13 protein-coding genes and 1 pseudogene are annotated in these 15119 nt (G+C 72.3%); 6 read left to right on the top strand and 8 right to left on the bottom strand.

Going from position 1 to position 15119, the window contains the following annotated elements; all coding sequences use genetic code 11:
- The 3 genes from IE251_RS40235 to IE251_RS40225 form a co-directional block, all read left to right on the top strand.
- Window positions 1–606 (top strand): asparagine synthase-related protein (locus IE251_RS40235; protein WP_234470008.1); only part of this gene is annotated, 606 nt, incomplete at its 5' end.
- Complete coding sequence (locus IE251_RS40230) at window positions 587–844, top strand: lasso peptide biosynthesis PqqD family chaperone (protein WP_229897169.1); 258 nt, start codon at window positions 587–589, stop codon at window positions 842–844. The genes IE251_RS40235 and IE251_RS40230, both read left to right, overlap by 20 nt.
- A complete protein-coding gene (locus tag IE251_RS40225) occupies window positions 841–1272 on the top strand; it encodes a lasso peptide biosynthesis B2 protein (protein WP_189757891.1) in 432 nt (143 codons plus the stop codon). Before IE251_RS40230 ends, IE251_RS40225 begins: the two co-directional genes overlap by 4 nt.
- Window positions 1273–1750: 478 nt before the next feature.
- Here IE251_RS40225 and IE251_RS40220 read toward each other — a convergent pair whose 3' ends face one another.
- On the bottom strand, window positions 1751–2524 hold the full coding sequence (locus tag IE251_RS40220; RefSeq protein ID WP_189757890.1) for a hypothetical protein: 774 nt from the start codon (window positions 2522–2524) through the stop codon (window positions 1751–1753).
- Window positions 2525–2626: 102 nt separating this feature from the next.
- Complete coding sequence (locus tag IE251_RS40215; RefSeq protein WP_189757889.1) at window positions 2627–3109, bottom strand: hypothetical protein; 483 nt, start codon at window positions 3107–3109, stop codon at window positions 2627–2629.
- 888 nt (window positions 3110–3997) lie between these two features.
- On the opposite strand from IE251_RS40215, the gene IE251_RS40210 reads away from it, so the two are divergent.
- A complete protein-coding gene (locus IE251_RS40210; protein ID WP_189757888.1) occupies window positions 3998–4177 on the top strand; it encodes a hypothetical protein in 180 nt (59 codons plus the stop codon).
- Window positions 4178–4250: 73 nt separating this feature from the next.
- On the top strand, window positions 4251–7445 hold the full coding sequence (locus IE251_RS40205) for a type 2 lanthipeptide synthetase LanM family protein (RefSeq protein WP_189757887.1): 3195 nt from the start codon (window positions 4251–4253) through the stop codon (window positions 7443–7445).
- 86 nt (window positions 7446–7531) lie between these two features.
- Here the strand turns inward: IE251_RS40205 and IE251_RS40200 are convergent.
- The 6 genes and pseudogenes from IE251_RS40200 to IE251_RS40175 all read right to left on the bottom strand — a co-directional run.
- A pseudogene (locus IE251_RS40200) lies at window positions 7532–8457 on the bottom strand (transposase); the annotation flags it as partial.
- A gap of 346 nt (window positions 8458–8803) precedes the next feature.
- A complete protein-coding gene (locus IE251_RS40195) occupies window positions 8804–9091 on the bottom strand; it encodes a hypothetical protein (RefSeq protein WP_189757886.1) in 288 nt (95 codons plus the stop codon).
- 736 nt (window positions 9092–9827) lie between these two features.
- Entirely contained in the window at window positions 9828–10346 is a 519-nt protein-coding gene (locus IE251_RS40190; protein WP_229897168.1) for a TnsA-like heteromeric transposase endonuclease subunit, read from the bottom strand.
- A gap of 306 nt (window positions 10347–10652) precedes the next feature.
- The gene (locus tag IE251_RS40185) at window positions 10653–13310 is read right to left on the bottom strand and encodes a DEAD/DEAH box helicase (RefSeq protein ID WP_189757885.1); all 2658 of its coding nucleotides are present in this window, start codon (window positions 13308–13310) and stop codon (window positions 10653–10655) included.
- A 59-nt stretch (window positions 13311–13369) separates the two neighbouring features.
- Window positions 13370–13732, bottom strand: a complete 363-nt coding sequence (locus IE251_RS40180; RefSeq protein WP_194552784.1) for a 1,4-dihydroxy-6-naphthoate synthase — start codon at window positions 13730–13732, stop codon at window positions 13370–13372.
- A 117-nt stretch (window positions 13733–13849) separates the two neighbouring features.
- Window positions 13850–14194, bottom strand: a complete 345-nt coding sequence (locus IE251_RS40175) for a hypothetical protein (protein ID WP_189757883.1) — start codon at window positions 14192–14194, stop codon at window positions 13850–13852.
- A 244-nt stretch (window positions 14195–14438) separates the two neighbouring features.
- Here IE251_RS40175 and IE251_RS40170 point away from each other — a divergent pair, with 244 nt between their 5' ends.
- The gene (locus IE251_RS40170; protein WP_189757882.1) at window positions 14439–14732 is read left to right on the top strand and encodes a hypothetical protein; all 294 of its coding nucleotides are present in this window, start codon (window positions 14439–14441) and stop codon (window positions 14730–14732) included.
- Window positions 14733–15119 lie beyond the last annotated feature (387 nt).

The raw sequence follows: 15119 nt of genomic DNA, 5'->3' as shown, positions 1-15119 counted from the left end.
CGCCCGCATCTTCCGCCCTGGGCGAGCGAGCAGGCCGTGCGGCTGTGCCGTGAGCGGCTGCTCGCGGCGGCGAGGGACGCCACCGAGCCGCTGCACCGCGAACGCGGGCGGCACACCTGGCTCGCCGGCGCGCAGAGCGGGGGACGGCTCGCCGGCCACCTGGCCCACTGCGGGCAGCTCGCCGCCCTGCCGTATCACAGCCCGTACTGCGACGACGCCATCATCGCGGCCGCGCTCACCGCCCGCCCGCACGAGGCCACGAGCCCCTGGTCCTACAAGCCGCTCCTCGCCGCCGCCATGCACGGCCTGGTGCCCGAGACCGTCCTGCGCCGCACCACCAAGGACCACTTCGGACACGAGTGGCAGGGCGGCCTGCGCCGCAACCGGCACACGCTCGCGGCCTGGGCCGAGGACTCCCGCCTGGTGGCCGCCGGACTGGCCGACGAAGACGCACTGCGCTGCGCCCTGCTCTCACCCCAGCTGCTGACCGGCAAGACCGCGGAACTGGAGACCACGCTCGGGGTGGAGGCGTGGCTGCGCAGCCTGGAGCACCAGCACACCCCGCACGGGACGAGGGAGATGAACAGTGCACCGACTACGCGATGATGTCACCGCCTGCGCCACCGACGACGGCATGGTCCTGCTCGACGAACGCGCCGGGCGCTACTGGCAGTTGAACGGCACCGGCACCTTCGTCATGAAGGAACTGCTGGAGGGCGCCACGCCCGGGCAGATCGCCGAACGGCTCGCGGCCACCCGGCCGGTCACCCCCGAGCGCGCCACCGCCGATGTCACGGCACTGGTCGCCCACCTGGTGCAGGAGAAGCTGGTGACCGACTCGTGAGCCAGATCCTGGACACCGGCGGCACCCGCCCCGGGCTCGGCACCCGCATCACCGCCCACACGGCCGTCGCCGCCGCCCGGCTCCTCGCCCGCCTGCCGCCGCGCCGGATCCGTACCGTACTGGGCCTGGCCCGGCGAGGAGCCAGGCCCGCCCGCTACGACGAGGCCCTGCGCGCACGGCGGGACGTCACCGCCGTCAGCACCCTGTGCTCGGGCCGCTACTGCCTCCCCCGCTCCCTGGCCACCGCCCTGCTGTGCCGCATGCGAGGCCACTGGCCCACCTGGTGCAGCGGAGTACGCACCTCACCGTTCGGCGCCCACGCCTGGGTGGAGGCCGAGGGCCGACCCGTCGGCGAACCCGAGGACACCACCACCTACCGGCCCATCCTCACCGTCCCGAACGCACCGGCACCCGGCCGCGGACGATGAAACACCCCCACGGACAACGGCACGACACCACGTCGCAGTTCAACACGGGTGCGCGCGCCGTTCCCCCACGCCCGGGCCGGTAGGGAGACGCTCCGGCGCCCTGCACTTCGGCTGCCTGCTCAACCTCGCGAAGAAGCCGGAAGGAGCACTGTGGTGGTGGCAGCACGCCGCAGGAGCCGGCGACGCCACCGCCGCCTACTGTCTGCACCCGTTCCACCCGCACCGCGGTGAACTCTGGGACGCCGACCACTGGATGTGCCAGGCCCTCGGCCTCGGCTACGACGTCACCCTCGCGCTCGCCCACCGCCCCACCCGGCCCGCGGGCGGTGTACGCGAGGGTCGTCCACCAGCCGGTCACCGGGGCCAACGACTTCCTCGGCAAGGGCCCTTGCGGCTGGGCCGGTAGGGGCTTCAGCCCTGGCTGCAGCCGTTGACCACCCGCCCGCCCGGTACCTGCTCAACCGGCCGGACCGGTAACTCACGATCCGAAGGGGGGGCAGTGCACGACGGCATGGCTCAGGCCGGGCGGCTCGACATAGGCGCGGGCCGCGCCCGCGTTCCGGACGTGCGCTTCCACGGCGTCGGCGCTCCAGGCGTCGCATCTGGCCTGACCGTAGTCCCAGCTGTCCATCATGCTGAGGGTCATGTTGTTCGCGGCCCGCGACATCTCGGCCTCCAGGGCGAAGTTCTGGAGCGCGCTCTGCGCTGCTTGGACCTCCAGGCGGGCGGCCAGGATTCCAGGCGTGTCGGGCACCCGGGTGGGCATCGGTGCCTGCGGCAGGCGAAGTATGTGGGTGTCACGGCGGGTGATGTTGTCCGTGCTCGCCCGTTCGAGGTCGCGCGCCATTAACTGCAGCTCCTGATGTTGCCGGCGGAGCTCGTCGAGGTCGGCCTGGCTGATGAGCATCCGCTGGTAGAGCGCCCGGAACCGGTCATGGTGGTGAAGGGGGCTCATGGCGGACGAGGCCACTTGGAGACAGTCGTTGTAGCCCGCCTGCACCGCGATCTCCAGGCTGAGGAGGGCCACCCGAAGGTTGTTGCCCCGCAGGCCGGCGGTGGCGAGGGTGGAGTAGATGACCGCGTTTATCCACATGGCGTCCGGTCCGAGGCGCGCGGCGCCTTCGGCGATCGGCTTGGTCTTTTCGAGGGCCGCTCCGACGTGCGCGGGTGGGCCGCTGGACACTCGTGTGAGCGAGTGCTCTACGAGCAGGTCGTGGAGGCGGGAGGCCAACGAGCGGACGGTGTCGTTCACGGGGCTCCTCTGGTCGTACTGGGCCGGTCCCGGTTGTCCTGGGTTCACGCAGCGCGGTTCGGGCGGTTCGAGGTCTGGGTGAGCGCAGGAGATCGGCGAGCCCTAGTTCTCGTCGTCCTCTCCATACCGCTCGTAGTCCTGGCGCCAGGTGTACCCAGGCGGAATCTCAGGTTCCTCGACGAGCCCCGCTGCGTACGCTTCGGCGTAGGCAGCCTTGGCCGCCTCGCTGGGCTGTCCGTTGGTCTTCATCAGGTGTCCTGAGACGTGCTGCGGGGACATGGGCCGCTCCGGGGAGAGGCCTTCGCCTTGCTCGTCCGCGGGCTCAGGCCCGGAGAAACCCATGCCGGAGGTGGCTGGCTCCTCCGTCTCCTCTTCGTCGGTGGGGCGGTAGTCCTTGGCGAGCAGGAGGGCCAGGCCGGACACGGCGACCGCCACGACGGCGATGCCGACGCCCTTGATGATCTTCTTGCGCTTGCTGCGCCACCTCTTCGCTCTCTCGGTGACGGAGGCGGTCTCCTCGCCCTGGTCCCCAGAGGCGGTCTCCTTGGCCTCGTCCCCAGGGGCGGGCGGCTCACTCGGGTCCATAGGTTGATCTTGCCGGTGTCCGGGCGGCTGCGGTAGCGGTTCGCCGCAAGTTGAGCCCGCGTACGGCTACCCCTGCCCGGCACGCCGCTGGTGTCGGGCCGGGCGTAGCACGCGAGACAAGGGCACACCCGTGGCAACAAAGAACTTCGCCATCCGTACCGAGCCGCACGTTTGCGAACCTCGGCGAACTCGGTGAGCTCCACCTGATCCCAGAGGTCCTCGGGGATCAGTTCCTGGACGGCTACAGCAAGGTCCAAGACAGCAGCGGCCGCCGCTACGCCGAAATCATCCGCGCCCACCGAGTCCCCGAACCCAGAACCGCTTGACCCCGGGACCCCGCTTGACCCCGGGGCCCCGCGTGCCGGCGGGCCTCGCTTGACCCCGGGGCCCCGCGTGCCGCCGGGCCCTGCTTGCCTCCGGCGCCCCGCCTTGCCTCCGGCGCCTCGCCTGGCCCCGGCGCCCCGCCGGCCCCCGCGCCCCACGCTGGGCGCGGGGGCCGGCCGGCGGGGCGGGCCGGGCCTGGCGCCCAGGAGGCGGCCCCGCGTCCTTTCCGGGCCCGTGCCGCCGTCGGCAGTGGCGGGCGGTGTGGGCCCGGTTGCGGCAGGAGGGCTTGCACCACTCCTGGCGCCTGTGGCCCCGTACGAAGTACCGCACGCGGCGGCGCGTGACAGGCGTGCCGCTCCTCGCGGTACGGGCCGCTCAGGAGGCCGATGGCCGCGCACGCACCACCGGGTGGTGCTCTGACGGTGCGCGTCGGTGCGGCCCCGGGCGGGTGGACGAGCGGTCGGCGAAACCGTGATCCGCACCCCTGGTGTGGTGAGGGCCCCGCTGTCATGATGAGCCGTCCGATCGGCCATGCGGAGACACCAACTGAGCAGGGGAGGCGCCGTGCTGTCCACGGCAGAGCGAGTCCGTGCCCTCAAGGACGAGGACTTCCGGCTGAGTCTCACGCGGGAGTTCGGGGACCATCCGGCCGGGAACCCGGCCGAGGAGGTCTACGTGTCCGCGGGGCAGGCGGCCAACACCTGTGAGTCCTACTCCAGTTGCGCACGGATGTGCAGCTACTGACCCGACCGCCCGCCGCGCCGCATCCCCTGTGGGGTGCGGCGCGCGGTGTGCGCCGACCCGAGGGGGTACCGCCGTGGTGGACACGTCCCCGCTGCGCCTGGCCGCCGCCCGCGCCGTCCCGTTGAGCCGCCGGGGCCGGGCCACCGTCACCGACGCCTTCCTCGGCGGGCGCGCCGAGCGCGTACTGGCCCGCTGGCGGGCGCAACGCCCGTTCGATCAGGACGGCTGGTTCGAAAGGCGGCTGGCAGCCGACTCCCTGGACCCCGGCCTCCTGCGCGAACTGCTCACCGAGCCCGCCGAAGCCCTGGCCGAACGGCTGGGCGCCCAGGAGCCGTGGGCGCGCCACCTGGCGGCCGTCTTCGAAAACCCCCCGCCTGCCCCCGCTGTCGAGATCCCCGACCGGGACGCCTTCGCCACCCTGGTCGCCCCGCTGCTCACCGCCGCCCGCGACCGGCTGCGCGGGGGCATCGCCGCCCTCGGCCCCACCCCGCTGGGCACCCCCGAGGAGATCACCGCTCACCTGCTGCCGTCCCTGACCGCCCCCGCCCACGCCATGGCCGTACGCACCATGATCGTGGAACTGGAGGTCGCCCGGCTCACCGGCCAACTGACCGGCGCCACCCCGCAGGAGCGCTACCGCGACTTCGTGCGCCGCCTCGCCGACCCCGCGCGGGCCGTCCGGATCCTCGCGGAGTACCCGGTCCTGGCCCGCCGCCTCACGGTGGCCGCCGAGCAGTGGACCGACACCCACCTCGCCCTCGTACGCCGCCTCGCGGCCGACCTGCCCGACGTCTGCCGCACCTTTTCCCCCGGCCTGCCCCTGGGCCGCCTGACCGAGATACGCACCGGCCTCGGCGACGCCCACCGGGGCGGCGCCACCGTCACCGCCCTGCGCTTCGACAACGGCACCCGGATCGTCTACAAGCCCCGCCCGCTCGACGTCGACCTTCACTTCCAGGACCTGCTGCGCTGGCTCAACACCCGGCTGCGGCTGCCGCTGCTGGAGGTCACCCACCTGCCCCAAGACGGCTACGGCTGGGTGGCCCACGTGCCGGCCAGGCACTGCCGGGACGCGGCCGAACTCCATGCCTTCTACCACCGCGCCGGGACACTCGCCGCCGTGCTCTACGTACTGGACGCCGTCGACTGCCACGCGCAGAACCTCATCGCCCACGGGGACCAGCCCGTACTCGTCGACTGCGAGGCGCTCTTCCACCCCGACCTGCGCGAACCCGCCAAGGACCTGTCCCCCTCCGAACGCCTGGCGCGCCACGACGCCGCCCACTCGGTGCTCCGGTCCGGACTGCTGCCCCAGCGGGTATGGGACGAGGACGGCAACGGCGGCGCGGACGTGTCGGCCCTCGGCTGGGACCCGGACCAGGCACCGCCCCGCACCGTGCCGTACGTGGACGGCGAAGGCACCGACCGGATGCGCATCGCGTACCGGCCGATGAACCTCAAGGGCGTCGACAGCCGCCCCCTGCCCGCCGACCAGCCGCTGGAGCTGGCGGACTTCGCCGACGACCTCGACGCCGGGTTCACCGAGGCGTACCGGATCATGGCGCGGGCCAGAGCGGGGGTGCGCCGCCTGCTGCGCGCCTTCGCCGCCGACCACACCCGGCTGCTGCGCCGCGACACGCTGGAGTACCGCAGCCTGCTCGCCGCCGGTGACCACCCGGACCTGCTGCGCGACGCCCTGGACCACGACCGCCACCTGGACCGGCTGTGGGCGCTGGCGGCCTGGGAGGAGAGCGCCGACGCCTTCCTCGCGCACGAACGCGCCGACCTGTGGAACAACGACGTCCCCCTGTTCACCCTCCGCCCCGACGGCGTCGACGCCCGCGCCTCCACCGGAGCCCTCATCCCCCGCGTCGTCGACCGGCCCGCACTCGACACCGCGCTCGACAAGCTCGACTCCCTGGGCCCCGCCGACCTCGCCCGCCAACGCGAACTCCTGCGCCTGTCGGTGACCACCGCCACCGCCACGAGCGAACCGACCCGCCCGCAGGTCACCACCTCCCGCCCGGACACCCCGGCCCCGGCCCCGGACCCCGGGGCGATCCGCGCCCGCGCCCTGGCCAAGGCCGCCGAGGCCGCCGACCACCTGCTGCGCCGGGCCTACCGGGGACCGGACGACCTGGCCTGGATCGGCCCCAACCGGACCCCGCCCGGCCGCTGGGCCCCGGCCGAACTCGGCCCCGACCTCTACAGCGGCACCGCGGGCATCGCCCTCTTCCTCCACCACCTCGCCCTCCGCACGGGCGAGGCGACGTACCAGAGCGCCGCCCGGGCCGCCGGCGTCACCCTCCGCCACCAGGCCGGGCGCCGCGCCGACCGGCTCACCGGCGGCCTGACCGGCACCGGCGGCATCCTCTACACCCTCGCCCACCTCACCGCCCACCGCCCCGACGCCCCACTGGCCGCGCTCGCCGGCACCCTCGTCCAACGGGCCGCCGCCACCGCCGCCGAGGACGAGTCCTTCGACGTCATCGACGGCTGCGCGGGCACCATCGCCGGGCTGACCGCCTGGGCAGCGGTGCACCCCTCGGGTGCGGTGACCGACGCCCTCGCCCGCTGTGCCGGGCGGCTCGCTCACCGGGCCGCCCCGCAGCCCGGCGGCGGGGTCGGCTGGCTGCCCCGCGCGCTGGCCGGCACGGCCGGCCGGCCACTGGCCGGCTTCGCCCACGGAGCCTCGGGCATCGCCTGGGCACTCACCAGGGCCGCAAGCCTGCTCGGCGACGAGCGCCTGGCCGCCCTCGCCCGCCAAGCGCTGGAGTACGAGCGGACCCTCTTCGACGCGGAGGCCGCCAACTGGCGCGACGTACGCGCCGACGGCTCGCCCGGTGCCGCCGCGTCCCACCCCGTGCTCTGGTGCCACGGGGCGGCGGGCATCGCCCTGGCCCGCGTGGAGCTGTGCACGGAGCTGGACGACGCCCGGCTGCGCCAGGAACGCGCGGTGGCCCTGGCCACGGTGGCCCGCGACGGCTTCGGGCACAACTTCTCCCTCTGCCACGGCGACCTGGGCAACCTGGACCCGCTGCTCCTGGCGGGCGGGGCGGCGGCGGACACGGCACTGCGGCAGGCCGCCGTGACCCTGGACGCACTGGAGGCGCGGGGCTGGGTGTGCGGCATGCCGAGCGGGGTGCACAGCCCCTCGCTGATGACCGGGGTCGCCGGCATCGGCTACGGACTGCTGCGGCTCGCCGCGCCGGAAGCCGTGCCCTCCCTGCTGGCCCTCCGCCCGCCCGGGGCGACACCCGTAAGGTGAGGTCAAGAGGGCACACCGGGATGGAACCGTTCCTTCAGGTGAAAAGCCACTTATCCGGGCCCGGTGGGGTGCCTCTGTGTCCTTCGTCAAGCAAGGCGTGGGGTTCTGGGTTCGTAGAAGGTTTTGTCGCGGAGCATGGCGAACAGGACGCTGATGCGGTGGCGGGCAAGGCGGAGGAGGGACCGGGTAAGGGTTTTGCCGCGGGCTCGGCAGCGGTCGTAGGAGCCGCGGGAGGCGGCATCGTGCAGGGCGGCGAAGGCGGAGAGCAACATCGCGCGTTTGAGCTGCCGGCTCCCGCCTCTGGGAGCGTGCTCGCCATGGATCGAGGTCCCCGACCGCCGGCCTCGCCGGGGCGAGGCCGGCGCAGGAGGCCAGGTGGGCGGCGCTCGGGAACGAGCTGCCGTCGCCGACGGTGGCCAGGAGGACTGCGGCGGTCCTGACTCCGATGCCCGGCATCGAGGTCATGACCTGGGAAAGAGGGCGGGCCTCCAGCAGTGCCGCGATCCTGCTCTCCGGGGCCCGGCGTTGTTCTCATGGACGGCGGCCGGCGACTTCGCCGGCGACGGGACGATCACGTCCAGGGTGCCGGTGCCGGTGCCGGTGCCGGTGCCGGGGACGGTCTGCTCGTCGAGCGCGGTGAAGATGTCGTCGACGAGCCGCTCGGCCATGCGCGGTGCCCTCGGGCGGACGACCTCGACGAGCCTGCGGCGGCCTGCCTTGCGAAAGTGTCCGCGGGGAGCCGTAGCGATCCAGGAGCCAGGTGACGGCCGGGTGCTCCAGGCGGGGGCCGAGGACGCGTTCGAGGCAGGGGTGGAACTGGGTGAGCAGGCCGCGGATGCGGTCGGAGGTTCGGTCGGCCTCCCCGGCGAAGTCCTGGCCGAAGCCGACCGGCATGGTCAGCTCCGCGGTGAACCTCGCCGGTCAGGCTGAGGCTGCGCAGAGTGTGGGGCAGGGTGCGGGCGGCATCCGCGATGACGGCCGCGTCGCGGGCGCAGGTCTTGGCCTCGCCGGGATCACACCGGATCGCGTCGACGGAGGCGGTGGCGCAGAGCGCGACGCCGACGACCCCGGCCCGGCTGGTGCCGAAGCGAACCTCGACCGACGGCGAGGAGCGCACCCACCCGAGCCGCACCATGTGGCCGAACTCGACCCTGCGCACCCCAACCGGTCGGCCGCCTGCTCGGGCCCGAGCGGAGTGTCGGCGGCGACCAGCTCCGCCAGGTCCTCGCACCGGCAGACCTGATCGACCTGGCCCGGATGATGCAGCGTCCCGTCCGAGGCCGCGCCCAGGTCGACCAGAGGACCGCGCTCGACGAACCGGCGCACCACGACCGCCGTCACGGCCGCCTCCTCGCCGATCACGTTGGGGGTGCCGAGCGCGGCGGCGATCCGGTCCGCCGCCGCCCCGCCGGAGACCGCCGGGTGGGCAGCGCGGCCTGGATGGCGTCGGCGTCCAGAACTTCCACGGCGGCCCGAGACCACCGAGACGACGACACATCGGGGGCGATGGTCAGCTCCGGACGCTCCACCACCCCGGCACCGAGCACCACGAAGGCGTCCAGCACCGTGCTGTCCATCATCACCAGCTCACCCGGCACCATCACCGTCGTCGGGACGAACGGGGAGCCGGCCTCGCTGAGCGCCAACGGCGCTGCCGCGCACTGCCCAGCAGCCCGCGGCCATCGGCGAGAGCGTGCACGAGCCGGTTGAACGCCGCACTCGAGGACAATGGCACCACCCCCTGCCCGTACTGCTCGGCCAGCAGCCGCTCGGTGTACACCCGAAGCCGTCCCAGCATCCCGCTGGAGCGCTCCCGCCCGGCCTCCAGCACCTCCCCGCAGGGCGGCCACCACCCGCTCGTCCGCACGCCCCAGCGCCGTCCGCGGCCGGGTGGCCCGGTGATCCACCAGTCCCCACACCCCGTCCTGCCGGCAGCGGGCCCGCATCCGCCGCACCGTCACCGCGCTGGTGGGCATGCCGGCCGCCGACAGCTCCGACGCCTTCGCCTCCTCGCGCTGCGCCGGCGCCCGCGTCTGCGGGTCGTACTCCGCCCGCGCAGGACCTACTGCACCGGTTCCGTCCGGCCGCCCCGTCTCCACCTCCCGCACATGCCGCTCCCACGCCAGAGCCCGTTCCCGCACCGTCTCGGGCAACGACTCCAGCAAGCTTAGCGCCGGAACCCTGGGCACTCTTGGCGCGTCCAGGACTTCGAATCCCACATCGGCGAACAGCAGCGCCAGCAAAACCGCCGCTACTTCACCGCCCTCGACCACCAGCCGCACCTGACCGGTCAGCAAGAGCCCCAACCGTCCAGGCACCCCCCGAACCGCACCTGGCGCCCCAGCTCCACCACCGGCCTGCCCGGCACTCCGCTACCCGCCCTCACACTGCCGCCTGCGCCCACACCAGCATCCGCTCATGCACCGGCGCCCCCAGGTCCGCCGCCAGCCGCCCCGCCCACAGCGCATGGAACAGCGCGGGCAGCACTACCAGCGGATCCCCGACCCTGCGTACGCCCTCCCACAACGGCGCCGGCTCGGCGAACACCTCCTGCAACACGGCAGCCAGCAACCGACCACCGTCGTGCCGAGGATGCCGGTATCCGGCCAGCCAGGTCACATTGCGCCGGTAGACCGAATCGACAGGCCCAAGCACCCAGTACCGCCAGCCCGCCGCCGTACAGACCTCTCCGACCACCGCAGCAAGAGACCGCTGCCGCCGAGACAGCTCCCCTCTCCCCGTGCAGTCGGCGAGCACCCCCTGGCCATCGGCCAGCCGGAGCATCAGCTGAGGAGCAAGCGACCGCACCGCGCTCGACCCATGCCACCGCAGTTCAAGCGGCCGGGCAGCCATACCGCTGACACGCGGGTCACGGTCGAAGAGCATCACGTGCAGCCGCATCGCCGCGGACCCGTAGTGCACCAGCCCGTCCGGTCGTGGCCGACCACCACCAGCCCGGTGCCAGCCGCTTGCCCTTGCGGACCGGGAACGGCTTCAGCGGCGGGCAGCTCTTGAAAACCACCTCGCCGGCCGCCGACGACCACCTCGAACACTCCGTCGCCCCGCCCGCAGCCCGGAACAGCACATCCACCGACCCGACTTCAGGCCGCCGCACCCTCGCTCCACCCCGCCCAGCATCCTGCATACAGAACCAAACGGCTTATCGGCCCATCCGGTAAGGGGCGACGCGCGGCCCATCGGCGAACGTCAGCTGCGCCCGGACTGTTCTGCAGCCCAGACGTAGCCCAACTCGGCGAGGGCGGCCCGCTGCGTCGCATCCAGCCGGTCACGCCTGGCTTTCTGGTTACTCAGAAACACACCCAGCTTGATCACCGAACCGTCCGGCAGCTCCTCAACGTGCGCCCGTCCAACGACGGTTCTGCCTTCCCGCTGGATGTACTGGGTGAGGGCGGCCAGACCGCGCTGGAAGGCTGACGTCTTCCCACCGTCCTTGGCTGCCGGAGCTGGGGCGGGCTGCTCGGCGGGCGTTACGCCCAGCCGCGCGAGCCGCTGCCGCTGTTCTTCGGAGAGCTCCGGCCAGCTGCGGCGTTGTCGCTGGAACCACTTCCCGAGATCGTCGCCTTCGAATTGCACGCCGGGCTGGATGTCGGGGAGCCGGCCGTCGGGTTCATCGGCGGCGAGGTCGGCGAGGACGCGGTAGTGGCGTTGCCAGTTGAGCGGCCAGGGGCAGTTCCAGTCCGGGTCGATCGCGGCCAGCTGTGCCGCGCGCTCCTCCGCCCGCTTCGGGTCCTTCCCGAGACCCCCTTTGCGGCGGAGGTTGGCCATGTGCTGCCCGATCGGCACCGGCCCGCCGCCGACCGGGTCGTCCCACACCGCGTCCTGCCGCGGCGCCAGATGCCCCGTGGCCCGCTGATAGGCCCGGAGCGCGGCGAGCTTCCTCTCCCACGCCTCCCCGCCCGGCTCCCACACCATCCCGGCCTCCGGAGCATCCAGCAGCGTCTTGCGCCGCTCCTCCAGCTCACCGGCCCGCAGCGCCTTGCGCTGCTGGTGGACCCATCGGCCAAGCGGAAACGCCTTCGTCGTCCCCACTTCGACCTCGACATCGTAGGGAACGGCGTAGAGGCCGGTGATCTGGTTCTCCTTCCGCCACCGGAGCAGGGCCTGGTAGCCCTCCAGCCACACCAGCGACTCCGGCCGGTAGACCCGGGTGCGCAGGAAGGCAGCGATGGCCGCCGCGTCCCGGGGAGAGGAGAAATGGAGCAAGGCCGACTCGGCAGCGGCGTCGGCGCCGTGCTCCTGGTCCTCGCCGTCGCCGTCGCCCTCGCCGCCGACTCCGACGATCCGTCCTCCCGCGTCGCGCCGCACGTGGACCTTGCGCTTGTCGCTGGTGAGGGCGCGGGAAGCAAGCTGCTCGACGAGTCGCTCATCATGCGAGCGAAGACCCTGGAGGACGGCTACGAGAGGACGGAACGAGGCGGAGGCGACCATGTCGGTCGGGTCCTCGCCCGGCTCCAGAAACACCGGCACGATGATCCTCGCCACCTTCGTGCTGCCGTCCTTGGTGAGCCGGAGCGCGCGGCCGATGTTCTGCACGATCTCCACCTGGGAGCCGCGGGTGTCCGCGAAGCAGACGGCCTCGACTCCCCGTTCGCCGGTGATGTCGACGCCTTCCCCGAGCACGCGAACACTGGCGAGGAAGGCGCGGTGCACCCGGCGCCCGGCCGCGTCGATGCCGCCTGCGAACTGGCGCAGCACCTCCCGGCGTTCGGCCACGAGGTGGTCGCCGCACAGCCACGCCGACCACACCCGGTCCGGCGGGACGTGGCGGCCTGCCTCGAGTTCGTAGAACTCCGCGTCGATGGAGGACTTCGGCAGCTTGTCGGCGACGGCCAAGTCCTCGTCCGTGGCGTCGTTCATGTACAGCTCGGCTGCCGTCTCAGGCAGCTTCTCCGCGAACGCCGCCGCCTCCTCCACCTTCTGGTGGAACGTCATGACCGTACGGAGATTGTGCGCGGCGGCGTGCTCCAGGAGCGCGGTCTGCAGCAGCGCCAGACGCCGGCCGCGCCGCGCCTCCTCCGATTCCCCGATCACAGAGGAGGGGTCGTGGATCTCCAGCACGTCGATCTCGAACCCCGCGAGGATCCCCCGCTCGATCGCCTCGCTCAGCCCGAGCTCCGCGATCCACGCGCCGTACGTCCCGTTCGGATCGTCGGCCATGCTCGCGATCTCCGCCTCCTGGCCGTCCGCACCCCTCTGCGGCCGGGCCGCGGCGAGGATGCGCGGGGTGGCGGTGAGGTAGAGCCGGAAGTCGGCAGGGATCCGCTGGTTGTCGTGGATCGCCGCCCACGGACGCCCCAGATCACCAGCGGTCCCGTGTGCCTCATCCACGATCGCGAGATCGAAGCCCGCCATCCGCTGCCCGTACAACCGCTCTCCGCCCGCCAGAGCGGCCTCCAGCGGCCCGCGAACCTTCCGCTGGCCCTCGGGAGCGTCGACGTCCTCACGGTCCACCAGCGAGGCGTACGTGGCGAACACGACCACCGGTCCGGACCCAGCCCACAGGGCGAGCTGGATCGCATTCGTGGTCGTGCGCACCCCCAGCGAGCCCAGCACCGGGTCGTTCTCCAGCGAGCACACCGCCACCATCGGCGCCTGGTGGCCGACCGCCCGCCACGCCTGGGCGGTTTGCGCGAGCAGGTCCAGAGTCGGCATGGTCACCAGGATCCGCCCGCCCGGGAAGCACTCCAGCGCGCTCGCGGCCGCCGTGATCGTCTTACCGGATCCTGTGGCAGACACCAGCGTGCCCCGCGCCCCCTCAGCAGGCACAGAAGACCTTGCAAAAACTCTGACCCATTCCCGAACGGCCCTTTTTTGGGTCAGCTGATGTTCCCGGAGGCTGATCATCGATTTCGACCTTTCCTTTTTCCGGGTGACATCAGGTTCTTCCGCCACGTGCCCGTGCCCTAAGAGACCGCGGGCACGTCGGGGGCAGAAACGGGGTAGGGGTACCTGCCGATCCCGCCGCGTGCGGGCAGCTCCTCCTCGAAGTCGCAGGCGGCTATGGCCTTGAAGCCACCGTGCCACAGTGCTTCGAGCACGACCGTGACGGCCCGCACTACCTCGGCCGGCGTTCCCACGTGGGCCTCGCACTCCAGCACGGTCGGCCACTCGAGGAAGTCGGAGGGGTGTGCGTGCCGGCCTGTGGCGTAGTCGTTGGGCTCGCCTTCCACGCGCAGCGGCCCGACGGTCAGCTCCCTACCGTTGCCCTCGAGACCGAGGGCGTCTCGAAGCCGGGCCACGACCCGCGGGGCTGCCGCAGCGTCCACGTAGATCGAGGCGTCTCTGTAAGGGGAGTCCGGGCCGAGAGGCGAAGGCCCGCGATCATTCATCACACGCACTCCCTGGAGCTTCCTGCCGTGCGACGGTGAGAAAGCGCGTTGCGTTCACCGGCCGAAGCGGCCCTTCCTGGGAGGTTCGGCAGGGACTAGCTCCTGCACGTGGACGAGTTCGGCCACGCGGATGTTCAGGTGCTCGGTGTACGTGGTCGGAGACTTCTCACCCTTGCTCCAGGACGACTCGGTCAGCTCCACAAGCCAGCTCGTCGGCGACGTGCGGAAGACCAGCCGGCCGCACTGGCTGGAGTCGGTGCTGTACCACGGAGTACGGGTACGAGCAGTTTCCTCAGCGCGCGCCAGAGCCTCCTCCTCCCCGCCTTCGACGGAGATCTTGTCCACCAGGCTCCACTCCCCGTACTTGACCCGCTCCACCAGCACGTACCAGCTCGCCATCCCGCCCCTCCCCAAGCACGACGACCACCGCCACGCTCAGCCCGACCCGTATCCAGGTGATCAGCCGCTACCTGCGCAAAGTACCGAGCTATTGTGTTCCCCGGCTTCCTTGCCACCGGGTGTCCCCACGATACGCCAATGCTACATGCTGCATCACATCGAGAGGCAGACTCGCGACACCCCTCCACGAGATCCCGTCCGATCGACCCTGATGGGCATCACGCATCGGGGTACACGGTGCCGCATGGCACCGAAGACCGAACGCATCCAGTTCCTGCGGGCCGAACGGCAACTGCGCTGTATCCGCTCCTTCTACGCTGCAGCCATCCTGTTGTGGACGGGGTCCGCGGCTTGGACCGGCTGGCAGGCTCCGGGTAGCCGGCAGATGTGGGCGTCCATTCTCCTCCTGGCCGTCTTCGCCGTACTGCTCGCCACCGCGAGCCTCGCCCTGCGGCGCCTCGCCGTTCCCACAACGGGCCGGCCCGTGCACCACGCTGCCCCGCACAAGCTGAACACCCGCAGTCACGCTCCCGCCTGAGGGCCCGTCACCCAACTCACGAGTCAGCCAGACCCCAGTCGCGCCGACTTCGGGCGAGGCCACGTGGCCTGTTGACAGTCGTGACCAGACCACGCAAGGCCCCGTTTCTATAGGTGCTCGGGCCGCAGGCCCGTTGGCTGACCCGAGCAGGGATCCGACCCTGAGAACGCAGCGTTACCTGGTGGCTGGAGCGCAGCGCAGGCCACCCCGAACCCCCGGCAGCTCCGGGAGCGCAGCGGACGGAGCCTCACCTGCCTTGCACAGCAAGGCAGGTGCGCGGACGCGCAGCGTCCCGCCAGCGCTCCCGCGGAGCGGGAGCGCAACACCCACGCGCAGCGTGGGTGTTCGCTTGCTCATCGCGCAGCGATGGGGTACCCGCTCCGCGGG

This window comes from Streptomyces eurythermus, from assembly GCF_014649115.1.
Lineage (GTDB): Bacteria > Actinomycetota > Actinomycetes > Streptomycetales > Streptomycetaceae > Streptomyces > Streptomyces eurythermus.
The sequence above is the reverse complement of the archived record's forward strand: the minus strand, read 5'-3'. Positions and strand labels throughout refer to the sequence as shown.